The 21,400-nt window shown below is 60.3% G+C and carries 18 protein-coding genes and 2 riboswitches; of the genes, 15 read left to right on the forward strand and 3 right to left on the reverse strand.

The genetic code is table 11. The features are described from left to right. Positions 1 to 42 precede the first annotated feature (42 nt). A complete protein-coding gene (gene ntrC / locus ACO1VH_RS07140) occupies positions 43 to 1,581 on the forward strand; it encodes a nitrogen regulation protein NR(I) (protein ID WP_486243818.1) in 1,539 nt (512 codons plus the stop codon). A gap of 117 nt (positions 1,582 to 1,698) precedes the next feature. On the opposite strand, the gene ACO1VH_RS07145 is transcribed toward ntrC, so the two are convergent. After that, positions 1,699 to 3,576 (reverse strand): chemotaxis protein CheA, encoded by a 1,878-nt coding sequence (locus ACO1VH_RS07145; RefSeq protein WP_486243819.1) that lies wholly within the window; start codon positions 3,574 to 3,576, stop codon positions 1,699 to 1,701. After that, positions 3,577 to 4,362 (reverse strand): protein phosphatase CheZ, encoded by a 786-nt coding sequence (locus tag ACO1VH_RS07150; RefSeq protein ID WP_486243820.1) that lies wholly within the window; start codon positions 4,360 to 4,362, stop codon positions 3,577 to 3,579. Between the two features lie 457 nt (positions 4,363 to 4,819). Here ACO1VH_RS07150 and cobT point away from each other — a divergent pair, with 457 nt between their 5' ends. The 3 genes from cobT to ACO1VH_RS07165 are packed head-to-tail and all read left to right on the forward strand — an operon-like array spanning position 4,820 to position 7,253. Beyond that, positions 4,820 to 5,872: a nicotinate-nucleotide--dimethylbenzimidazole phosphoribosyltransferase gene (cobT, locus tag ACO1VH_RS07155; RefSeq protein ID WP_486243821.1), complete on the forward strand. Its 1,053-nt coding sequence runs from the start codon at positions 4,820 to 4,822 to the stop codon at positions 5,870 to 5,872. Further along, positions 5,869 to 6,690 carry an adenosylcobinamide-GDP ribazoletransferase gene (locus tag ACO1VH_RS07160; protein WP_486243822.1) on the forward strand — a complete coding sequence of 274 codons (822 nt, stop codon included), beginning with the start codon at positions 5,869 to 5,871 and terminating at the stop codon, positions 6,688 to 6,690. Before cobT ends, ACO1VH_RS07160 begins: the two co-directional genes overlap by 4 nt. Positions 6,691 to 6,698: 8 nt before the next feature. After that, positions 6,699 to 7,253, forward strand: a complete 555-nt coding sequence (locus ACO1VH_RS07165; RefSeq protein WP_486243823.1) for a histidine phosphatase family protein — start codon at positions 6,699 to 6,701, stop codon at positions 7,251 to 7,253. A 3-nt stretch (positions 7,254 to 7,256) separates the two neighbouring features. Here the strand turns inward: ACO1VH_RS07165 and ACO1VH_RS07170 are convergent, their stop codons facing one another. Beyond that, a complete protein-coding gene (locus ACO1VH_RS07170; RefSeq protein ID WP_486243824.1) occupies positions 7,257 to 8,114 on the reverse strand; it encodes a BUD32 family EKC/KEOPS complex subunit in 858 nt (285 codons plus the stop codon). A 17-nt stretch (positions 8,115 to 8,131) separates the two neighbouring features. Then, positions 8,132 to 8,355: riboswitch (cobalamin riboswitch) on the forward strand. Positions 8,356 to 8,425: 70 nt separating this feature from the next. On the opposite strand from ACO1VH_RS07170, the gene ACO1VH_RS07175 reads away from it, so the two are divergent. The 11 genes from ACO1VH_RS07175 (at position 8,426) to ACO1VH_RS07225 (ending at position 21,384) form a co-directional block, all read left to right on the forward strand. Next, positions 8,426 to 10,378: a TonB-dependent receptor family protein gene (locus ACO1VH_RS07175; RefSeq protein ID WP_486243825.1), complete on the forward strand. Its 1,953-nt coding sequence runs from the start codon at positions 8,426 to 8,428 to the stop codon at positions 10,376 to 10,378. 33 nt (positions 10,379 to 10,411) lie between these two features. Then, positions 10,412 to 10,633, forward strand: a riboswitch (cobalamin riboswitch). Between the two features lie 150 nt (positions 10,634 to 10,783). Further along, positions 10,784 to 12,661: a TonB-dependent receptor domain-containing protein gene (locus ACO1VH_RS07180; protein WP_486243826.1), complete on the forward strand. Its 1,878-nt coding sequence runs from the start codon at positions 10,784 to 10,786 to the stop codon at positions 12,659 to 12,661. 90 nt (positions 12,662 to 12,751) lie between these two features. Continuing rightward, positions 12,752 to 13,798 carry a FecCD family ABC transporter permease gene (locus ACO1VH_RS07185; RefSeq protein ID WP_486243827.1) on the forward strand — a complete coding sequence of 349 codons (1,047 nt, stop codon included), beginning with the start codon at positions 12,752 to 12,754 and terminating at the stop codon, positions 13,796 to 13,798. Continuing rightward, positions 13,795 to 14,568: an ABC transporter ATP-binding protein gene (locus tag ACO1VH_RS07190; RefSeq protein ID WP_486243828.1), complete on the forward strand. Its 774-nt coding sequence runs from the start codon at positions 13,795 to 13,797 to the stop codon at positions 14,566 to 14,568. Before ACO1VH_RS07185 ends, ACO1VH_RS07190 begins: the two co-directional genes overlap by 4 nt. Next, the gene (gene cobO, locus ACO1VH_RS07195; protein WP_486243829.1) at positions 14,561 to 15,184 is read left to right on the forward strand and encodes a cob(I)yrinic acid a,c-diamide adenosyltransferase; all 624 of its coding nucleotides are present in this window, start codon (positions 14,561 to 14,563) and stop codon (positions 15,182 to 15,184) included. Before ACO1VH_RS07190 ends, cobO begins: the two co-directional genes overlap by 8 nt. A gap of 17 nt (positions 15,185 to 15,201) precedes the next feature. Continuing rightward, entirely contained in the window at positions 15,202 to 16,503 is a 1,302-nt protein-coding gene (locus tag ACO1VH_RS07200; RefSeq protein ID WP_486243830.1) for a cobyrinic acid a,c-diamide synthase CobB, read from the forward strand. Then, positions 16,500 to 17,063, forward strand: a complete 564-nt coding sequence (gene cobU / locus ACO1VH_RS07205; protein ID WP_486243831.1) for a bifunctional adenosylcobinamide kinase/adenosylcobinamide-phosphate guanylyltransferase — start codon at positions 16,500 to 16,502, stop codon at positions 17,061 to 17,063. Before ACO1VH_RS07200 ends, cobU begins: the two co-directional genes overlap by 4 nt. Position 17,064: 1 nt before the next feature. Continuing rightward, on the forward strand, positions 17,065 to 18,006 hold the full coding sequence (gene cbiB, locus ACO1VH_RS07210) for an adenosylcobinamide-phosphate synthase CbiB (protein ID WP_486243832.1): 942 nt from the start codon (positions 17,065 to 17,067) through the stop codon (positions 18,004 to 18,006). After that, on the forward strand, positions 17,999 to 18,988 hold the full coding sequence (gene cobD / locus ACO1VH_RS07215; RefSeq protein WP_486243833.1) for a threonine-phosphate decarboxylase CobD: 990 nt from the start codon (positions 17,999 to 18,001) through the stop codon (positions 18,986 to 18,988). The genes cbiB and cobD overlap by 8 nt, the downstream gene beginning before the upstream one ends. Continuing rightward, a complete protein-coding gene (locus ACO1VH_RS07220; protein ID WP_486243834.1) occupies positions 18,985 to 19,878 on the forward strand; it encodes a cobalamin-binding protein in 894 nt (297 codons plus the stop codon). The genes cobD and ACO1VH_RS07220 overlap by 4 nt, the downstream gene beginning before the upstream one ends. Before the next feature lie 54 nt (positions 19,879 to 19,932). Next, the gene (locus tag ACO1VH_RS07225) at positions 19,933 to 21,384 is read left to right on the forward strand and encodes a cobyric acid synthase (protein ID WP_486244224.1); all 1,452 of its coding nucleotides are present in this window, start codon (positions 19,933 to 19,935) and stop codon (positions 21,382 to 21,384) included. Positions 21,385 to 21,400 lie beyond the last annotated feature (16 nt).

Here is a 21,400-nt window from a genome sequence, read left to right on the forward strand (position 1 = left end):
AGGCGATGCATGCATCGCCGTGACACGGGATAACCAAGCCATATGAAACCGATCTGGATTGTTGACGACGACGAATCGATCCGCTGGGTGCTGGAAAAAGCCCTGGCGCGCGAGAATCTCGCCACCAGAAGTTTTTCCAACGCACGCGACGCCATGGAAGCGCTGAAGGACAGCGCGCCGCAGGTGCTGGTGTCGGACATTCGCATGCCGGGCGAATCCGGACTGGAATTGCTGCAGACCATCAAGGCCAAGCATCCCGGCCTGCCGGTCATCATCATCACGGCGTTTTCCGATCTGGATTCTGCCGTCGCGGCGTTTCAGGGCGGCGCCTTCGAATATCTCGCCAAGCCGTTCGACATCGACAAGGCGGTCGAACTGATCCGTCGCGCGATGGAGGAAAGCCTGCGCGAAACCAGCGTCGAATACGATTCGGCCGACACGCCGGAAATCCTCGGTCAGGCGCCGGCGATGCAGGACGTGTTCCGCGCGATCGGCCGGCTGTCGCAATCGAACGTGACGGTGCTGATCACCGGCGAATCCGGTTCCGGCAAGGAGCTGGTTGCTCGCGCGCTGCACAAGCACAGTCCGCGTGCATCGCAACCTTTCATTGCGCTGAATACGGCGGCGATTCCTAAAGACCTGCTGGAATCCGAACTGTTTGGCCACGAACGTGGCGCTTTTACCGGTGCGCAGGCGACGCGGCGCGGCCGCTTCGAGCAGGCGGAAGACGGCACGCTGTTCCTCGACGAAATCGGCGACATGCCGTTCGATCTGCAAACGCGCCTGCTGCGCGTGCTGTCGGACGGCCATTTCTACCGTGTCGGTGGCCATCAGCCGCTGAAGGCCAATGTGCGCGTGATTGCGGCGACGCATCAGAATCTGGAGCAGCGCGTGCGCGAAGGATTGTTCCGCGAGGACTTGTATCATCGCCTGAACGTGATCCGCCTGCGTCTACCGAGCTTGCGCGAGCGCCGTGAAGACATCCCGATCCTGACGCGGCATTTCCTCGCGCAGAGCGCACGCCAGCTCGGCGTCGAAGCCAAGCGCATGTCGGACAGCGCGATGCATTTTCTCAGCGGCCTGGAACTGCCGGGCAACGTGCGTCAGCTCGAAAATCTGTGCAACTGGATCACCGTGATGGCGCCGGGGCAGACTGTCGAGATCAAGGATCTGCCACCGGAATTGACGGCGGGAAGCGGCAGCACATCCGTAAGCGCTCCTGCATCGTTGCCGGCTGACGTGCAGATGGAAACGCGCAACGCCAGTGTTGCCGTCGGCGATACGGTTGCGGCCAACCATGCGCCGCCGCAGGTTTCGGCATCAACCGTCACATCGAGCGAATCGGCAGAATCGGCGAACTGGATGAGTTTGCTGGAAAGTGAGGCGGCAGCCTTGCTGGCGGCGGGGCAGCCGGAAGTGATGGATATGTTGGGACGCCAGTTCGAATCGATCCTGATCAAGACGGCGTTGAAGCATACGCATGGCCGCAAGAATGACGCAGCCGTACGGCTGGGTATCGGGCGCAATACGATCACGCGCAAGATTCATGAACTGGGTATTGCAGGCGCGAAGGAGGACTGAACGGCGTCTGCAGGATGAAGCGAAGCAAGAATGAAAAAGACCCTGATAATTCAGGGTCTTTTGTTTTGTACCGCGAAGAAGTGCATGCGGTTGCTCGTATGATGTCTCGTGAGCGTTTTATGCCGCCATCTTTGCCGTACCACGTCCGCCTTCCAGCAGGAACGACAGGCCGACCACCAGCACCAGTTCGCCTTCCGCCGAGCGCGCGGTACCGGCGATGCCCGGCACGCTCATGGCCGTCATCGGCTTGATCACCAGATCGGCCGTGCCTTCGACTGCGCCGACCGACAGGATGTAGGGTTGCGGAGCGGTGATGACGATGCCGACGCGTTCTGCTGCTAGCTCATAGCCAAGCGCGCCGGCCAGCGAACGCACCGGCAGCGGCCGACCCTGATCGCGCAGTACCGGCGCACCGCCGACCTGATATTCGAACTCCTCCGGCAGTTCGACGACGCGCTCGACGACCGCCATCGGCAGCGCCAGTGCAGCATCCGAACTGCGCACCAGCATCGTCGGCACGATCGACAGCTCGATCGGCAGACGGATCAGGAAGCGCGTGCCGGAACCCAGCTGCGAATCGATGGTGATCGCACCGCGATGCTTTTCGACGGCGGTTTTCACGACGTCCATGCCGACACCGCGGCCGGAAACGCTGTTGGCCACTTCCTTCGTCGAGAAGCCCGGCAGGAACACCAATTGCAGCGCTTCTTCGGTGCTCTGCGCCTGGTTCTCGGTAATCAAGCCCTTGGATAGCGCCTTGTTGCGCAACTGCTGCGGGTCCATGCCCTTGCCGTCGTCGGAAATCTCGATCATCACGCTGCTGGCTTCCTGCCATGCCTTCAGCTTGATCATCGACTTGGCCGGCTTCTTCGATGCAGCGCGCGTGGCGGCATCTTCGATGCCATGGTCCAGCGAGTTGCGCAGCATGTGCACCAGCGGATCATAAAGGCTGTCGACGACGACGCGATCGACTTCGGTTTCCGCGCCTTCGATCTGCAGATCGACATCCTTGCCGAGATCCTTCGCCAATTCGCGCACCAGGCGCGGGAAGCGCTGGAACAGTTTGCCGACCGGCTGCATGCGGGTCGACAGCGTGGCGCGTTGCAGTTCCGTCGAGTAGCGCGAGGCCCGCGACAGCGTTTCCTGCAATGCCGTCATCAGTGTGGCAGCCTGGCCTTCGACCGGGAACTGCGCGAGTTTTTCCAGCAGCACGGCGGCCTGGTTGGCAGCCTGCACCGATTCGCCGGCGACTTCCAGCAGCGTATCGAGCTTGACGGCATCGATGCGGATGCTGTCTTCCTTGACCGATGTTGCGCCGCTTGCATTGCCGCCGCCACGGCGCTCGACGCCATCCCAGCCCTTGGCCGGCGCGGTGGCTGCAGGAGATGCAGATGTCGCAGGCGTGGCTGGTGCGGCAGAGACAGCGGGTGCCGTCGGTGCGAGCGTAGTCGATTCCTGCGGTGCGGATGCAGCGGCGGGAATGGCGGTGCCGTCCGGTACGACGGCGAGGTACAACGCGTTCCAGTCGATGCCATCGTCGGACGTGGATGCTGCCGGCGCGTCATTTGCCTGTACAGCGGGCTGTGCTGTGGCAGCAGATGCTGCTGCGGCACCGCCTTCGATGGCGCTGGTCAGAATGCTTTCCAGCGATGACGGCATCGCCGGCAGGCTGTCCGGCTGTGCGCCGTTGGCGAGTTCGCTCAACTGGTCGGCGACAAAACCGCTGGCCTGCAGAGCTGCCTCGATCGCCATCGGCGTCACCGGCACCTGGCCGTTGCGCAGTGCATCGAACAGGTTTTCCGTCAGGTGGCAGGCGGACACCATCGGCTGCAGGTTCATGAAGCCGGCGCCGCCCTTGATCGTGTGGAACGAGCGGAACACCGCGTTCAGCGTATTGAGGTCGTCGGGATTGCGCTCGAGGGAAAGCAGGTGTTCTTCCACGTTCGACGCCAGCTCCAGCGCCTCGACGACGAATTCCTTGAGCATGTCATCCATTTAGAACCCCAGATCGGCGAGAAGGCTGTCGACATCGTCCTGCGCCATGGCATGCGTGCCTGGGACGGCAGGGCCTGCCATCAGGTCCGTCGGCTGATTGGCCGATTTGTCGGTCGACGGCTTGTCCGGATGCGCGGCCTTCACTTCCGGCGGTGCGTTGTCGCGCAGCAGTTGCGCCAGTTCGCTTTCCGCCTTGTGCGTAATGCCGACGATTTTCTTGATCAGCTGGCCGGTGATGTCCTGAAAATCCTGCGCCATCATGATGTCGAGCAGGCGCGCCTTTTCCGCTTCGGTGGCTTCGGCGACCTTGGCGGAGAAGCTGCGCGAATCGCTCGCCAGCGTTTTGAATTCGTCGACGCCGAGCTTGCCTTCGAACAGCTGCGCCCAGCGCGCATCCATTTCCCTGGCCTGCTTGGAAAGCGCATCCTGTTCCGGCATGCCGATGTCGATGGCGTTGAGCACCTTGTTGGCGGCTTGCTCGGTCAGCGTGGCGACGTATTCGAGGCGGCCTTGGGCATCGGTGATTTCAGTGGCGACGTCGGACAGCGAGCGGTCGTAGCCAAGTTCGCGCAGCGAGTCGTGCAGCAGGCGGACGATACCGCCCAGGCGTTCGTACATCGGCTTGTCGCTGAAATCTTCCGGGAGTGCTGCGGCAGTAGTGGCTGTCGTAGCTGCAGGCGTTGCGGGAGCGGCAGGTTCCGCTGCGGCAGGAGCGGGCGACCCCATGCGTTGCGAGGAAATCTCGTCGAACAATGCTTCCAAATCGTCTTCTGCTTCGCCGCTCATGAACTTACCCTTCCTGTCGATGGAAATTTCCGGCCGATCGCGAAAGCATCCGCATTGATGCCGGACGATGATCGACTATATCTTCCGCCGGAGACAACGGGGCCTTTCGCCCCGCGTTTTATCTAGTTGATTCAAGGCAATAATAACCAGATTTCAGAGGGACGCATAGCCAATCGATGCAAGTTGGCGACGGCAGACAACAGTTGTGAATTTTCGTGAAATATTCTCGAAAACTGCCTGAAATGTGATGAGAGCCGAAACCGTGATCGGGTTGATAATGCCGCGACTCTTGCATCCGGTTGAACATCCGCTTCGATACCTGTTTGACGCCCATTTTCCTCACGCATACACTGCTGCTTCTTTTCCGACCGCAACGCTTTGTGCAATTCACAACCTGCTTGACGAATTGCTCATATTTCCCAGACAAGGATCGTGCCGCTGCGGTGGCGCGTACCCCATGACCATTCCGACCATTTCCCCGACCCATGACGATGCGCTGGCGCGCGCGCTGAGCGCTGCCATCGACAATAAGACCAAACCGCCCGGCAGCCTGGGCATGCTGGAAAACATCGCGCACCGGATCGGCCTGATCCAGCGTACGACGCAGCCGCGCATCGCGGAGCCGGCATTGATCGTGTTTGCCGGCGACCACGGTGTGACGGAAGAGGGTATCTCTGCCTATCCGCAAAGCGTGACGTGGCAGATGGTAGAAAATTTCCTGGCCGGCGGTGCGGCGATCAATGTGTTCGCGCGCCAGAACGGCTGCGCGCTGCATATCGTCGATGCCGGCGTCAATCACGATTTCGGCGTACGGGCCGGGTTGATCGACCGCAAGGTGGCGCATGGCACGCGCAACTTTGCGCGGGAAGCGGCGATGACGCCGCAGCAATGTGCGCAGGCGATACAGCACGGCGCCGAACTGGCGACGAATCTGGCCGGCAATGTGCTGGGTTTTGGCGAGATGGGCATCGGCAACACGACGTCGGCCGCCGCCATCATGCATGCATTGACAGAACTTCCGGCAGCGGAATGCGTGGGCGCCGGTACCGGTCTGTCATCGGCTGGTGTACAGCACAAGCAACAGGTCGTGCAGCAGGCGGTGGAGCGCCATGCCGTGGAACATCATTTTGCGCCGCTGAATGTGCTGGCAACGTTCGGCGGATTCGAGATCGCGATGATGGTCGGCGCGATGCTGAAGGGCGCGGAGCAGCGCAAGGTCTTGTTGATCGACGGTTTCATCGTCACCAGCGCCTTGCTGGTTGCGGCGAAGCTGCAGCCGGCGATTCTCGATTACTGCGTGTTTGCGCATTGCTCGGACGAGCAGGGACATCGCCGCTTGCTGGCATTGCTCGATGCGCAACCCGTGCTGCAGATGGGCCTGCGACTGGGCGAGGGAACCGGCAGCGTGCTGGCCTTGCCGATGCTGCAGGCGGCGGTCAACTTCCTTTGTGAAATGGCGACCTTCGATTCGGCAGGCGTCAGCGGAAACGTCGGCGGACAGACAGTATGAACGACGAATATTTCCCGCAGGATGAAGACGGCTTCGGCAAACGCTGTGTGCATCAATTGAGACTGTTCTGCATCGCGCTGCAATTCTTTACGCGCATTCCCGTGCCGCGTAGCGTCGGCTTCGATCCGCAATGGCTGCAGCAGGCCTTGCGCTATTTTCCGGCAGTCGGCATCGTGGTGGCGCTGGCCACGTCGCTGGTCTACATCATGGCGACGCTGCTGTGGCCGCAGACGGTTGCCATATTGCTGTCGATGATTGTTGGCATCTACATGACCGGCGCCTTTCACGAAGATGGTTTTGCCGATACCTGCGACGGTTTCGGTGGTGGAACGTCGGCCGAGCGCGTGCTGGAGATCATGAAGGATTCGCGCATCGGCGCCTACGGTGCGATCGGTATCATGCTGATGCTGGCATTGAAGGCGACTGCATTGATCAGTCTGCCGCCGCCGACGGTGGTGGCCGCCTTGCTGATTGGCCATCCATTGTCGCGCTGGATGGCGTCCGCGCTGGTATGGCAGATGGCATACGCGAAGATGAACGGCAAGGCGAAACCAATCGCCGAACAGATGTCTAACGCTGAATTCGGAATCGCGACGGCCATCGTGCTGTTGCCGATAGCGGTGATTGGCTGTTTGACAAGCTGGATTGCATGGGAAGGCATCGTGGTCGGCATCGTGTTGGCAGCGGTGGCATCCTATCGGCTGGCACGCATGTTTGATCGGCGCATCGGCGGCTACACCGGCGATTGCCTGGGAGCCGTGCAGCAGGTTGCAGAAGTCGCGTTCTATCTCGGAGTCCTGACCGCCACCGTCTACTGAGGTTTGCCATGCATCTTTACCTCGTTCGCCATCCCAGACCGTCCGTCGCCGCCAATACCTGCTATGGCCGCACCGATCTGATGGTGGAGGAGGAGGAGCTGGCATCGGCGCGCGCATCGTTGTTGCCTGTGTTGCCGAAGAATGCGCAACTGTTTTCCAGCCCGCTGCAGCGCTGCGCCGGACTGGCCAATACGCTGGCAAGCGCGTTGGGTTGCCCGCAACCTCGCTACGACGATCGTTTGATCGAAATGCATTTCGGCGAATGGGAAATGCGTCTGTGGGACGACATTGCGCGCACCGATATCGACGCATGGACGCGCGACATGGCCGGCTATCGTCCCGGTGGCGGCGAAAGCGTGCTGGAGGTGGCGCAACGCGTGCGCGACTTTCGCGATGAACTGTCGGCTATGGCGCTCGAACACGCGATCGTCGTCTGCCATGCCGGCATCATCCGTCTATTGGCTGCCTGCGAACATGGCCTGTCGGTGCCCGAGATGGCGCTGTATGCGGCGCAGAAGCCGCATCGGATTCGCTACGGAGAATTGCTGGTCGTCGACTGCTGAACGTTACAGGTCGACACGCATGCGCCTGACTTGCGTCACCAGCAGATGCATCACGCGAGCGGCAGCCTGTACCGCAACGACATCGCGTCCCCACGGCTTGCGCTGATCCGGCAGGACGCGCAGCCAGCCGAAGGTCTTTGCCGCCTTGATCACCTGGCGACGTACTTCTTCATCGTCCTTGCGCAAATGCCGCAACAGGATTTCCGCCATGCGTTGCGGATCCATCTTCACGATGTAAGCCGTCGAATGCAGGTACAGCACCCAGTCGCGCGCCTGCGCCGACGACAGCGGCATCGTCTGTGTCGGATCGTCCTCGAAATCGATGAAGCTGATTTTGCCTTCGTGCCAAAGCATGTTGCGCGCGAAACACTGACTTGCCGTCTGGCCCAACCGGTGCAGCGACAGGATTGCTTCCAGGCCGCTTTCCCAGTAGCGCTGGCCGATATCCGGATGCCGGCGCAGCAACTGGTCTAGCGTCAGTTCGCCCACCCATGAAAGCGCCAGCCATTGCGGTGTCGCATGCAGCACTTCCGGCACCGGCACGCCGGCGGCAGCCAGCGCGCGCAGGCGTGCGACTTCGATCTGCTGGGCTGCACGTCCGCCGGGTGCCGGCACGGCGCGCAGCATCGGCTGACGCAGCAGGCTTGCCAGCGCGTCGAGCACCGGATAACCCCAGTGCTTCAGCGGTGCTTCCAGTTGCTTGACGATGACCGCCGTGCCGTCCAGATCCAGCAATCGCGTGCGTGCGCGGCTGCGTGCGAGATCGGCTTCGATCGTGGCAATCTGGTCGGATGTCAGCATGGGATGAATGTAGGAAAGGAAGGCGCGATTATAGACCAGCGCGGCCCGGCGGCATTGCATCCCGCCCGCGTGCCGCCTACAATGGCGCCGATTCTGGTGCCCGCGGACATGTTCTTGTCCGCAGTTAAACGGGAAACGCGAGGCCGTAAGTTCTTGGGCTGACGCGTGCTGCCCCCGCAACGGTAATCAAGCGTCGCACATCTGCTGCGACAGATTGTCCTTCACCGCCACTGTGTTCGCATGGGAAGGCAGGACGATGATGCTTGCTAGCCCGGATACCGGCCAGGATGGAGAAGATGCGAATCCGATTCGTCTCTTCGTTGAATCGACCTGCGGGGAGGCAGGTCGATATTTCTCGTCGAAACCACATCATGAAATCTGCTTTTTCGCATCGCCGTGCCGTCGTGTGCAAGGCATTGGCATTGTTTTCCGTATCAGTCATCCAGGTCACGCCTGTTGTGGCGCAGACAGAAGCCGGGCAGCAGCTGCCACCCGTGACCGTATCTGCTTCCCGTTTTGAGAGCGATGTCGCTCCTATTGGCGCAACGGTCATCACCGCCCAGCAGATTCGTGAGGCTGGTATCAATAACGTCAATGAAGCGATTCGCAAGATTGGTGGGGTGTTCGGAAGACAGAGTTTCAGTGGAACCTCCGATTATTCGCTGGACCTGCGTGGTTTTGGCGCAAACAGCGATCAGAACGTCGCTGTTTTCGTCGACGGTATTCGTATCTCAGAGAATGAACAGCAACCCGCAATGATGTCGGCAATTCCGATCGAAGCGATCGAACGTATAGAGATCGTACGTGGTGGTAGCAGTGTGTTGTACGGAGATGGCGCAACTGGAGGCACCATCCAGATCATTACAAAGCGTGGGAAAACTGACGGCACACACGGTACAGCGGTGGTGGAAGCGGGAAATCGTGGATATCAGGAGCTGCGTGCAGCCTTATCGAAGGGCTGGGATGGTTTTTCAATGGATGCAAATATCGGTACATTGAGTACGGATAATTATCGCGACAATAATCAACTGAAACAAAGCAATTTCAGCGGCGGTTTACAGTGGATGTTGCAAGATCTGAAGGTTGGTTTGCGCATAGATGCGGCAAGAGAGGACTTTCATTTTCCTGGTTCGTTGACATTAAGTGAATATCGCCAGAATCCGCGTCAAACGGAAACGCCATTTGACAAGGGATCGCTCGATTCAAATCGGTACACCTTTTTTATCAATCAAAGACATGGAGATTTGGAATTTGCAACCGATCTTTCCTATCGGGAAAAGACATCGATTGGGATATTCCGCAGCAGTGATTTTGTTTCTGATGCGAGGAGTTCGGTAACGCAGCTTTCACCGCGCATTAAGTACAAGTCGACGAGCGGCGCTCTTGCCAACGAGTTGATTGCAGGTATGGATTTCGCCAATTCCAACCGTTTTACGCAGAGCGAGTCTTCATTCGGGCCAAGCAGCCAGCGTGCGACGCAGAATTCGGCAGCGTTTTATCTTCGGAATGAAATCCAGTATGGCAAGGCCAGAGTTGCAATTGGTGCGCGTCATGAAAATTTTGAGCAGCAGGTCGAGGATGCTTACGATCAATCCATATCGGTCAATGCTTGGGATATTCAGGGAAGTTATGCATTTACTTCAACCGTGAGCGTATTTGCCAAGGCAGGACGAAGCTATCGCATTGGCAATGTGGACGACAATGCGTTTCTTTCCAATCCATTGAAGCCGCAGCTTTCCAACGACACGGAAATCGGCGCTGTATTGGGTAGCGATGCGCATCAATTGACTGCTCGTATTTTCCGGCATCGACTGAAAGACGAGATTTTCTTCGATCCGACTGTTTCGTTTTTTGGAGAAAACGTCAATCTCGATCCAACGCAACGACAAGGTGTGGAATTGGAAGGTCGTGTACGTATTGCGTCGGATTTCACTCTCTCTGCCACATTGCAGCATGTATCTGCGAAGTTTGTAGGTGGGCCTAATGATGGTAATCAAATGGTGCTCGTGCCACAAAACACGGCAACGCTGAGAATAAATTGGTTGTCGGGAAACGGACAAAGTGCAGACATTGGTGTGCAGTGGGTTGACAAGCAGCGGTATGGGAAAGATTTTTCGAATAGCTGCAGCGCCAGAATTCCGTCTTTCGCCACAATTGATGCACGTTACGCAAAACGTTTTGGTCGCTGGGAGTTGGCCATCGTTGGCAACAATTTGGCAGACAAGGATTATTATGCGCAGGCATTTGGAGATTGCTCGGATAAGCGCGCTATCTATCCAGATGCAGGGCGTTCTGTGCGGCTTTCGGCAAGATACGATTTCTAATGAATGTATAGGCAAGTTCGGCTCTTGCCATTACAATACCGCCCAGTTTCTGGTGCCCGCCGGCATGTCCATGTCGGCAGTTAAACGGGAAACACGAGGCTTGATGTTCTAAAAGCTGACGTGTGCTGCCCCCGCAACGGTAATCAAGCGTCACATTCGTGACAGATCGTCCTCCACGCCACTGTGCATATCGCATGGGAAGGCCGGGCGATCATGCTTGCTAGCCCGGATACCGGCCAGAACAGGTGGAAATGCTGCGAACGGGGATCTTCGCAACGCGGTTCATGCACATCCGGGCCTCATCGGCTCCTGTCGTCTGTTCTCGTCGTTCATCCCTGTCCGGTGTTTCCGTTCGATCCGTTCTGCGGGGAGGCAGAGCGGTACGTTTCCATTCGAAACATCATCATGACTTCATCCGCATTGCGGCATGCAGCAGCGGCTTTTCGTCCGCTTGCGATCGCCGTCGGCGTTGCTGCCGCCTATACGCCTGCGTCTTATGCGCAAACATCCACTTCATCGCTCGAACCCGTGATCGTAACTGCTGCGCGTACTGCGCAGAAAGCTGGAGACGTGATTGCCGACCATGTCGTCATTACGTCCGAAGACATTGCACAGTCCGGCCAGACCTCGCTGATCGATTTGCTGCAGACACAGCGTAGCGTCGAGGTGACGCGCAACGGCGGCGCAGGCAATAGCGCGACCGTTGCGATCCGGGGCGGCACAAGCAAACAGACATTGCTGCTGATCGATGGCGTGCGCAGTTTTTCTTCCACGTCAGGTGAGCCGACCTGGTCTGCGATACCGCTGTCCCAGATCGACCACATCGAAATTATCTTGGGGCCGATGGCGGTGTTGTATGGAGCCGATGCAGTCGGTGGCGTGATTCAGATTTTCACGAAGAAGGGCGACGGGAAGCCGCATCCGACTTTTTCTGCCGGAGCGGGCAGCTACGGCGAAGAAGTGTTGACGGCCGGTGTTTATGGCTCGACGCAGGGCGAACATGTCTTGCGCTATGCCTTCAATGTTTCACGCGAGGAGTCGCGCGGTTTCAGCTCCACCAACAAGCTGGTCGGCAAGAGCTTCGATCCGGATGACGACGGCTACAGCAAGCGCAGCGCCAGTGGATCGCTGTCGATGGAAGTGGCGAAGGGACAGGAGATCGGCGCGAGTTTTCTCAGCAGCCGTAATGATGGCGAGTACGACACGTCGCTGGTAAAAAACTACAACCCGCATCTGATCAGTGAGGTTGATGTGTATTCGGTCTATACGCGCAACCGTATTATCGATAACTGGACCAGTCTGTTCCAGGTGTCGCGCAATGAGGACAGGAGCCGTACCTATACCTCGCCGAAGGCCTCGGTGATCGAATCGCAGCAGGATCGCTATACGTGGCAGAACGACATTCGTCTGGGTACGGACCTGTTGCAGATCGTTGCCGAACATTTGCACGAAGAGGCGGCGCTAAGTGAGGCTGAGAACGAGGATCGCGATACGGATTCGCTTGCTGTCGCTTATCAGTTGAACCGGGGTAATCATCTTGGCAGTGCCGGCATTCGTTATGACGACAATTCCATTTATGGTTCGCGCGTGACGGGCAGCCTGGGTTACGGTTATCGCCTGACAAAAGCCTGGCGCGTCAACGGCAGCGTGGGAACGAGTTTCCGTGCGCCGACATTCAATGATCTGTACTACCCAGGATACGGCAATCTCGATGCCAAACCGGAAAAGGGAAAGAACGCCGAAATCGGCATCTACTACGACGACGGCCATACGGATTTCAGCGCGGTTTATTACCGCAATCACCTGACGGATATGCTAGTGACGGTCAAGCCATGCCCCATCACCGGTGCCGGCAACTGCTATTACAACGTCGAGGATGCCGTCTTGTCCGGGCTTTCGCTTTCCGCCGGAACGCGATTCGGCAATTTCGCCTTGCATGGCACGCTGGATCTGCAGGACCCGCGTAATGAAACGAACGACACATTGCTGGCACGTCGATCACGTTCGCATGGCACGATCAGCCTCGATTACGCCATGGGCGCCTGGACGGTGGGCAGCGATGTCTTCTTTTCGGGATACCGCTATGACGACGACAAGAACACCGAGAAGAAACGCCTCGGCGGCTACACCGTGCTGAATCTCCACGCGACCTACGATCTGACCGATAATTGGCAGCTGTTCGGTCGCTGGAACAACGTGACGAACAAGGACTACACACTCGCCTACGGCTACGAAACGCCGGGATCGAACGTGTTTGTCGGCGTGCGTTACGGATTTCAGTAAGCAACGCCAAGGCCGACATGGCGGATATGCGGCGCGGTTTTCGGACGGCGCCGCATCTGCTTTTAAGGAAATGAACAGGCAATAATGAAGATGACCTCGCACGAACGATCGACAGCATGGGAAGCGCCGCGCCGTACGCGTGCGTGGCACGTACTGTCGCTGCTGTCTGTGCTGGCATTGATCAGTTTGCTGCTGGCATGCGTCATCGGTTCCGTTGCACTGACGCCAGCCGATCTGTTCGGCGTGATACGTGATGTCTTTCATGGTCAGACGGGCACGCTGGCGACGACGCTGGTCGAGCTGCGCTTCGGCCGTGCGTTGTCTGCCTTTGCAACCGGCGCCTCGCTGACGCTGGCCGGCGTCATGATGCAGGCACTGTTGCGCAATCCTCTGGCCGAGCCGTATGTGCTTGGCGTGTCCGGCGGTGCGGCAGTGGGTGCTTTGCTGGCGTTGATGCTGTCGGTAGCGGCCTGGATCGTCGATGCTGCGGCCTTTGCCGGTGCGCTGGCGATTGCGTTTCTTCTCTATATTCTGGCGCGCCGCGATCTGCGCAGTGCACCGCATTCCGAAGGCAGTGCACCCTTGCTGCTGCTGACCGGCGTCATCCTTGCTTCGGGTTGCGGCGCATTGATCGCGCTGATGTTGTCGATCGCGCCGGAGAATCGGTTGCGCGGCATGGTGTTCTGGCTGATCGGCGATCTGTCCGGTTCATCGTTCCGCTGGCTGCCGTGGATCGTGCTGCTCGGCGCGCTGACCATTGCCGTGCGGATGGCGCGTGCGATCAACATGATGGCGCTGCATGCGGAGAACGCGTTGACGCTGGGTGTGAATGTGTCCGCATGCCGGCGCGGCCTGTTCGTCTGCAGCGCGTTGCTGACGGCAAGCGCGGTCAGCAATGCCGGCAGCATCGGCTTCGTCGGCCTGATCGTGCCGCATGCGTGCCGTTTCGTGCTGGGGCCGGATCATCGTCTGCTGTTGCCGGCATCGGCACTGGTCGGCGGCAGTTTTCTTGTATTGGCCGATACGCTGGCGCGCACGGTGCTGGCGCCGCAGCAGCTGCCGGTTGGCGTCATTACGGCCATGATCGGCGTGCCGGTCTTCCTGCTGCAATTGCACCAGCTGCGGAGGCGCGGATGAGAGCGGAAAAACTGCTGCTGCGTGTGGCCGGCCGTACGTTGATCGATGCATTGGACTGGCAGATTGCGCCTGGCGAATGCTGGTGCGTGATCGGCCGCAACGGTGCCGGCAAGAGTACGCTGCTGCGCACGCTGGCGGGATTGCGTGCCGCGGACGACGGGCAAGTGCTGCTGCAAGACAAGGCATTGGCTGATTGGCCGTTGGCGGCGCTGGCGCGCGAGCGCGCTTATCTGCCGCAGGGGCGCAGCGATGCGTTTGGGTACCGTGTGATCGAAACTGTGCTGTCGGCACGCCATCCGTATCACGAAGATGCGTACTGGGAATCGGAAAGCGATTTTACGGCGGCGCGCGCGGCGTTGCAGGCAATGGATGTTGCCGGCCTGGCAGAACGCGATGTGCGTTCGCTGTCGGGCGGCGAACGGCAGCGCGTGGCGATTGCCGCCGTGCTGGCGCAGGATGCGCCGCTGATGCTGCTGGACGAGCCGGCGAATGCGCTCGATCTCGCGCACCAGGTCGGCGTGATGCGCCTGCTGGCGAAGCTATGCGCCGAACAAGGAAAATCTGCGGTCATGGTCAGTCATGACCTGAATCTGGCTTATGGCGTGGCGACGCATGCCTTGCTGCTGATGGGCGATGGCAGCTGGCATGCAGGTGCAGCGCACGATGTGCTGACACCGGCGCTGCTCGGCGCCTGCCTGGGCCATCCCATCGAAATCGTCCGGCATGGCGAACGCGCTGTGTTCGTGGCGGCGGAGGAAAATCATGGATAACGAACAAACGAAGGACGGCGGCTTGACCGAGCGACATAACGCGCGCATGGCGCGCAAGAAGGAAGTCGTCGACAAGAAGATTGCGGCCGCCACGCGCAATGCCGGCGTGCTTGTCATCACCTGCGGTAACGGCAAGGGGAAAAGCTCCAGCGCCTTCGGCATGGTGGCGCGTGCGCTCGGCCATGGCATGAAGGTCGGCATCGTGCAATTCATCAAAGGCGCGATTCCGACCGGCGAGGAACAGTTCTTTCGTCGTTTCCCCGACGAAGTCAGCTTCCATGTGATGGGCGAAGGCTATACGTGGGAAACGCAGGATCGCACACGTGACGTGGAGAAGGCGCAGGCGGCCTGGCAGCGCGCGAAGGAATTGCTGAGCGATCCGGCGATTGGCATGGTGATTCTCGACGAATTGAACATTGCCTTGAAATACAAATATCTCGATGTGCAGCAGGTGATTGCCGATTTGCAGGCGCGCCCGGCCATGCAGCACGTTGTCGTAACAGGGCGCGGTGCGCCGCCGGAACTGATCGAAGCAGCCGATACCGTCACCGAGATGCAGCCGGTCAAACATGCATTTGCGGCCGGTATCGCGGCACAGCCGGGCGTCGAGTGGTGACGGCGGTGGAAGTAAAAATGCCAACGTCGTCCGCGCGCGTCGTCCTTGTTTCTGCCGTCGCTTCCGGTCAGGGCAAGACGACGACAACGGCCGCGCTGGCTCGTCGCCTGATTCGCGAGGGATTGCGTGTACGCATCTTCAAGACCGGCCCCGACTATCTGGACCCGATGATCTTGCGCCGTGCCAGCGGCGCGGAAGTCTATGCGCTGGATCTGTGGATGGTCGGCCTCGAACAGTGCCGCCGCCTGTTGGCGCAGGCTGCTGCAGAAGCCGACGTAATCCTGATCGAAGGCGTGATGGGGCTGTACGATGGCGATCCTTCGTCGGCCGATCTGGCCCGCACGTTCGGTGTGCCGGTTGTGGCCGTGCTGGATGCATCGAAGATGGCGCAGACGGCGGGCGCTGTCGTACTTGGCTTGCGGCAGTTCGGCCCGGTCGATCTGGCTGGTGTGATCATCAATCGCGTTGCCAGTGCATCGCATGCGCAGATGGTGGCGGGAAGCATGCGGAACGTACCGTTGCTGGCGACGCTGCCGCGTCAGCAGGTATCGCTGCCGGAACGGCATCTCGGCCTGGTGCTGCCGGAAGAGGTGGAACAGGTCGACCGCGTACTCGATCAGCTGGCCGAGCAGATCGAACTGGACATGAATGTATGGAATGCGATTCCGCTGACGCATTTCGATGCGCCGCCGGCTGTTTCCGACATGCCGCGTCCGCTGGCCGGCAAGACGATTGCCATCGCGCGCGACGCTGCCTTCGCTTTCGTTTATCAGGCCAATCTCGAATGCCTGCGTGAAGCAGGTGCGACGCTGCGCTCCTTCTCGCCGATCGCCGACGAGCCGATTCCCGCTGACGCTGATGCCGTCTACATTCCCGGTGGCTATCCGGAACTGCATTGCGAAGAACTGGCATCGGCTCAACGCTGGCGTGTATCGATGCAGGCCGCGCATGCAGCCGGCATGCCCATACTCGCCGAATGCGGCGGCATGATGGTGATCGCCGATACGCTGACCGATGCAAACGGCAAGGCATGGCCGATGGCAGGACTGATGCCGGGACAGATCGTCATGCAGCCGCGTCTTGCCGGCATTGGCATGCAGTCGCTGGCGACGCCGGATGGCGAACTGCGCGGCCATGCATTCCATTACTCGACGCTGCAGACGTCGGAAGAATCCGTCGCGCAGACGGTGCGCCAGAAAAACGGCCAGCCCGGCGAAGCTGTCTATCGCAGCAACGGATTGACTGCTACCTATTTTCACGCGTATTTCTCGTCATGCCCGGCGGCGATGGCACGCTTCTTTCTGCCGGATACTCCATGACGACACGCACGCTTCTCATCGGCGGCGCGCGTTCGGGCAAGAGCGCGCATGCGGAGCAGCTGGCGCTCGGTGCTGGCAAGTCGATCGTCTATATCGCCACGGCGCGTATCGACGATGATGACGGCGACGATGAAATGCGGAATCGCATTGCGCATCATCGTGCGCGGCGCGACGCAAGCTGGCAGACGGTGGAAGAACCGCTGGCGCTGGGCGATGCGATTGCGCGGCATGCATCGGCGCAGACATTGGTGCTGGTTGATTGCCTGACGGTGTGGCTCTCGAATCTGCTGTTCTCCGAAGGCGGCGATTTTCCCGAGATCGGCACCATCGTGCCGCCGGTTTGCTTTGCGCGCGAGCGTGCCAGTCTGCTGCAAGCGCTGGAGCAGACGGCCGGCGATGTGATTCTCGTCACCAACGAAGTCGGACAGGGCGTCGTGCCGATGGGCGCGGTGTCGCGCTGGTTTGTCGACGAAGCGGGGCGCTTGAATCAGGACGTCGCTGCCCGCTGCGATCGCGTGAGACTGATCGTCGCCGGCTTGCCGCTGGCATTGAAAGGCTGAGATGCTGGCGGGATTGCCGCTGTCACTGCTTGCATTGTTGCTGCCTCTAGGACTGCTGCTGGACTGGTTGCTTGGCGAGGTGCGACGCTGGCATCCGCTGGTCGGTTTCGGCAATGCGGCGAGCTGGCTGGAAAGAACGCTGAACAAGGATGGCGCACGTTTCATGCGCGGCCTGTGTGCGTGGTCCATCGCCGTGCTGTTACCGACCGTATTGGTCTGGATGGCACTGGCGCAATTGACGGAATGGTCTTTGACGGCAGCGTGTATCGGACATGTTGCGTTGCTGTACTTCAGTCTGGGTTTGCGCAGCCTGCGCGATCATGCATTGCCGATCGCACGTGCGCTGGCGGTTGGCGATCTGCCGCGCGCGCGCCGGTTGACGGCACGCATCGTCAGCCGCGATACGGCGCAGGCAAAGGAAGGCGATCTGGCGAAGGCTGGCGTCGAATCGCTGCTGGAAAACGGCAACGATGCCGTGTTCGGTGCGCTGTTCTGGTTTCTCGTCGCCGGCGGCCCTGGTGCGTTGCTGTTTCGTCTGGCGAACACGCTGGATGCGATGTGGGGTTACCGCACGCCGCGCTTCGATGCGTTCGGCCGCACGGCGGCACGTATCGACGACGCATTGAATTTCATCCCGGCGCGCTTGACGGCACTGTCGTATGCCATGCTCGGCAATACGCGGCAGGCATGGCAGTGCTGGCGTGCGCAGGCGTCGGCGTGGGGCAGCCCGAATGCCGGGCCTGTGATGGCTGCCGGTGCAGGAGCGTTGGGCATCCTGCTGGGTGGCGCGGCCATCTATCACGGTGAAATCGAACAACGTCCGCCATTAGGTACGGGGCCGGAAGCCGAAGGCAGCGATATCGTGCGCGCATGGCGACTGGTATCGGCAACGGCCTGCCTGTGGGCGGGAATAATCATGATTGCGGGAGTATTCCGTGCTTGATCACGGCGGCAATCTGCACGATGCGGTACGGCGATACGGTCGGCCGCGTGAAGACTGGCTGGACTTGTCGACCGGCATCAATCCCCATCCATATCCGGCGCCGGCATTGGCGGCGGACGCCTGGCACCGCTTGCCCGAGACGGATGCGGTTCTGTTGCAAGCGGCGGAAGAATATTACGGTGCATCGCCGCTGCTGGCGGTGGCCGGCACGCAGGCAGCCATTCAGGCGCTGCCGCGATTGCGCGGCCCGTCGCGCGTAATCGTGCCTTCCATCGCCTATGCCGAACATGCGCATCACTGGAAGCGGAACGGACATGCGGTATGCGAGCTGCCGTATGCGGAGCTTGCAACGGCCATCGACGATTGCGATGTGATGGTCGTCTGCAATCCGAACAATCCGACCGGCGAGAGCATCGCGCCGACGATCCTGCATGATTGGGCGAGCCGGTTGGCGGCACGCGGTGGCTGGCTGATCGTCGACGAAGCCTTCGGCGATGTGACGCCGGAATTGAGTGTGGCCGCATCGGCTACAGTTCCCGGTCTGATCGTGCTGCGTTCCGTAGGCAAGTTTTTCGGGCTGGCGGGGTTGCGCCTGGGTTTTGTCGCTGCGGAAGCTGGCTTGCTGGAACGCTTGCGTGACATGCTCGGCCCGTGGGCAGTCAGCGGCCCGGCGCAGCAGATCGGTGCGGCGGCATTGCGCGATACCGTGTGGCAATCGCAGATGCGCGAGCGCCTGCGCGAAAAGGGGGCACGACTGTATGCGCTGCTGGCATTGCATGGCGTGGCCGCCAGCGGTTGCGCGCTGTACCAGTATTGGCCGGAAAAGAGCGCGCCTGTTTTTGCCGATCACATGGCGCGGCATGGCATCTGGATCAGACAATTTGCGCATGGCGTGCGCCTCGGGCTGCCGCCGGACGAAGCCGGCTGGCAGCGATTGCAGCATGCGCTGGCCGATTGGCAATCTTCTCAGGGAAGTACATGAAACGTTATCTCCATCCCATCGCTGCTGCGATATGCGTATCGTTGTATGCCGTGCAGGCTTTTGCCGCCGTTACCGTGCGTGACGATGCCGGCAACGCCGTCGTGCTGGAGAAGCCGGCGCAACGCATCGTCTCGCTGGCGCCGCATGCGACCGAACTGATCTTTGCGGCCGGCGGAGGTGACCGCATCGTCGGCACCGTCGGTTACAGCGATTATCCGGAAGCGGCGCTGAAGATTCCGCGTGTCGGCGATCATCGGCAGATCGATCTCGAACGTGTGATCGCGCTGAAGCCCGATTTGCTGGTCGTATGGCTGCACGGCAGTTCCGAGCGCCAGCTGGACAGCCTGCACAAGCTCGGTATTCCGTTCTTCTATAGCGAGCCGAAAAAGCTGGCCGATATTCCCGATTCCATTTCGCGTCTCGGCAAGCTGATGGGTACGGAACAGCAGGCCGAGAAAACCGCTGCCGACGAACGCGCGCAGTTGGCGCAATTGCAGAAACAGTACGGCAGTCGACCGCCGGTGCGCACCTTCTATCAGGTCTGGGGCAAGCCTATTTATACGGTCAACGGCAGCCACATCATCAGCGATATGCTGCAGCTATGCGGCGGCGTCAACATCTTCGGCAACCTGGGCGTGACCGCGCCGACGGTTTCCATCGAAGCGGTGCTGCTGGAAAATCCCGAAGCGATGATTACCGGAGAACGCAAGACGACGCAGGGACTGGAAATCTGGAAACAGTATCCGGAACTGCTGGCGGTGAAGCGCGACAACCTGTTTTCCATTGATGCCGATCTGCTCAATCGCGCCGGTCCACGTCTGATCGACGGCGCGACCTTCGTCTGCGAAAAGCTGGAACTGGCACGCAGCCGGCGTGTGAACGGGAAATGACATATGGGAAGTGATGCCAAAAACGGTGGTGCGGATTTCCCGTTCAAGACCCTGATGGTGCAAGGAACGACGTCGGACGCGGGCAAGAGCGTGCTGGTCGCAGCACTGTGCCGCCTGCTAGCACGCGAAGGCTTCAAGGTCGTGCCGTTCAAGCCGCAGAACATGGCCCTGAATAGCGCAGTGACGGCCGACGGCGGCGAGATTGGCCGCGCGCAGGCGCTGCAGGCAGTCGCCGCCGGCATCGCGCCACATACCGACATGAATCCGATCCTGCTGAAGCCGTCCAGCGATATCGGTGCGCAAATCGTCATTCACGGCAAAGCGCGTGCCGACATGAACGCGCGCGATTATCACGCCTACAAGCCGGTGGCGATGCAGGCGGTGCTGGAATCATACCGGCGTCTTGCGGCGCAATACGACGTGGTGCTGGTAGAAGGTGCGGGTAGCCCGGCCGAGATCAATCTGCGCGAGCGTGATATCGCCAACATGGGTTTTGCGGAAGCCGTCGATTGCCCGGTGATCATCGTTGCCGATATCGATCGCGGCGGCGTCTTCGCGCATCTGGTCGGCACGCTGGCCTGCCTGTCGGAAAGCGAGCGTAATCGCGTCGTCGGTTTCGTCATCAACCGTTTTCGCGGCGATCTGTCGCTGCTGGAACCGGGGCTCGACTGGCTGGAAGCGCAGACCGGCAAGCCGGTGCTGGCCGTGCTGCCGTATCTGCACGGCCTGTTCCTCGATGCGGAAGATGCGGTTGAGCAGACGCAGGCGGCGTGCGGCGCCTTCCGCGTCGTCGTACCGGTGCCGCCGCGCATCAGCAATCACACCGACTTCGATGCGCTGCGCGCGCATCCGGATGTCGATCTGCAACTGGTCGGCCCCGGCCAGCCGATTCCGCCGGCCGACCTGATTATTCTTCCAGGCAGCAAGCACACGCGTGGCGATCTCGAATGGCTGCGTGCCAACGGTTGGGAGCAGGCATTGCTGCGTCATCTGCGCTACGGCGGCAAGGTGATCGGCATTTGCGGCGGCTACCAGATGCTGGGACGCACGGTATCCGATCCACAGGGTGTCGAAGGCGCGCCCGGAATATCCGAAGGACTAGGCTTGCTGGATGTCGACACGGTGCTGACGGCGGAGAAACGGCTGGAGCAGGTCGGTGGTCATTGCACCTTTGCCGATGCCACCGTCAGCGGCTACGAGATCCATATGGGCGCGTCCGACGGCGCTGCACGCGGCAAGCCGGTTTTTTTCATTGAAGATACGAGTGGCGTTTCGATCGGGAATAGGCCCGAAGGTGCGCGTTCCGACGACGACCGTGTACTTGGCACTTATCTGCACGGCGTGTTCGATACGCCTGCTGCGTGCAATGCGCTGCTGCGCTGGGCGGGCCTGCATGGCGATGCTGCTGTCGATACTGCACGTTTGCGCGAAGCCAGCCTGGATCGCATCGCCGATGCTGCGCTACCGTTGTTGCAGGCGCTGCGCGCATACGGCGATCGCGGCTGATCGATTTTCTTCCGGC

It is taken from the genome of Oxalicibacterium sp., from assembly GCF_057353965.1.

What these genes read in the sequence shown, in the direction of transcription:
- ntrC (WP_486243818.1), top strand. Translation starts at nt 43, where the DNA reads ATGAAACCGATCTGGATTGTTGACGACGACGAATCGATCCGCTGGGTG.
- ACO1VH_RS07145 (WP_486243819.1), bottom strand. Translation starts at nt 3,576, where the DNA reads ATGGATGACATGCTCAAGGAATTCGTCGTCGAGGCGCTGGAGCTGGCG.
- ACO1VH_RS07150 (WP_486243820.1), bottom strand. Translation starts at nt 4,362, where the DNA reads ATGAGCGGCGAAGCAGAAGACGATTTGGAAGCATTGTTCGACGAGATT.
- cobT (WP_486243821.1), top strand. Translation starts at nt 4,820, where the DNA reads ATGACCATTCCGACCATTTCCCCGACCCATGACGATGCGCTGGCGCGC.
- ACO1VH_RS07160 (WP_486243822.1), top strand. Translation starts at nt 5,869, where the DNA reads ATGAACGACGAATATTTCCCGCAGGATGAAGACGGCTTCGGCAAACGC.
- ACO1VH_RS07165 (WP_486243823.1), top strand. Translation starts at nt 6,699, where the DNA reads ATGCATCTTTACCTCGTTCGCCATCCCAGACCGTCCGTCGCCGCCAAT.
- ACO1VH_RS07170 (WP_486243824.1), bottom strand. Translation starts at nt 8,114, where the DNA reads ATGCAATGCCGCCGGGCCGCGCTGGTCTATAATCGCGCCTTCCTTTCC.
- ACO1VH_RS07175 (WP_486243825.1), top strand. Translation starts at nt 8,426, where the DNA reads ATGAAATCTGCTTTTTCGCATCGCCGTGCCGTCGTGTGCAAGGCATTG.
- ACO1VH_RS07180 (WP_486243826.1), top strand. Translation starts at nt 10,784, where the DNA reads ATGACTTCATCCGCATTGCGGCATGCAGCAGCGGCTTTTCGTCCGCTT.
- ACO1VH_RS07185 (WP_486243827.1), top strand. Translation starts at nt 12,752, where the DNA reads ATGACCTCGCACGAACGATCGACAGCATGGGAAGCGCCGCGCCGTACG.
- ACO1VH_RS07190 (WP_486243828.1), top strand. Translation starts at nt 13,795, where the DNA reads ATGAGAGCGGAAAAACTGCTGCTGCGTGTGGCCGGCCGTACGTTGATC.
- cobO (WP_486243829.1), top strand. Translation starts at nt 14,561, where the DNA reads ATGGATAACGAACAAACGAAGGACGGCGGCTTGACCGAGCGACATAAC.
- ACO1VH_RS07200 (WP_486243830.1), top strand. Translation starts at nt 15,202, where the DNA reads ATGCCAACGTCGTCCGCGCGCGTCGTCCTTGTTTCTGCCGTCGCTTCC.
- cobU (WP_486243831.1), top strand. Translation starts at nt 16,500, where the DNA reads ATGACGACACGCACGCTTCTCATCGGCGGCGCGCGTTCGGGCAAGAGC.
- cbiB (WP_486243832.1), top strand. Translation starts at nt 17,065, where the DNA reads ATGCTGGCGGGATTGCCGCTGTCACTGCTTGCATTGTTGCTGCCTCTA.
- ACO1VH_RS07220 (WP_486243834.1), top strand. Translation starts at nt 18,985, where the DNA reads ATGAAACGTTATCTCCATCCCATCGCTGCTGCGATATGCGTATCGTTG.
- ACO1VH_RS07225 (WP_486244224.1), top strand. Translation starts at nt 19,933, where the DNA reads ATGGTGCAAGGAACGACGTCGGACGCGGGCAAGAGCGTGCTGGTCGCA.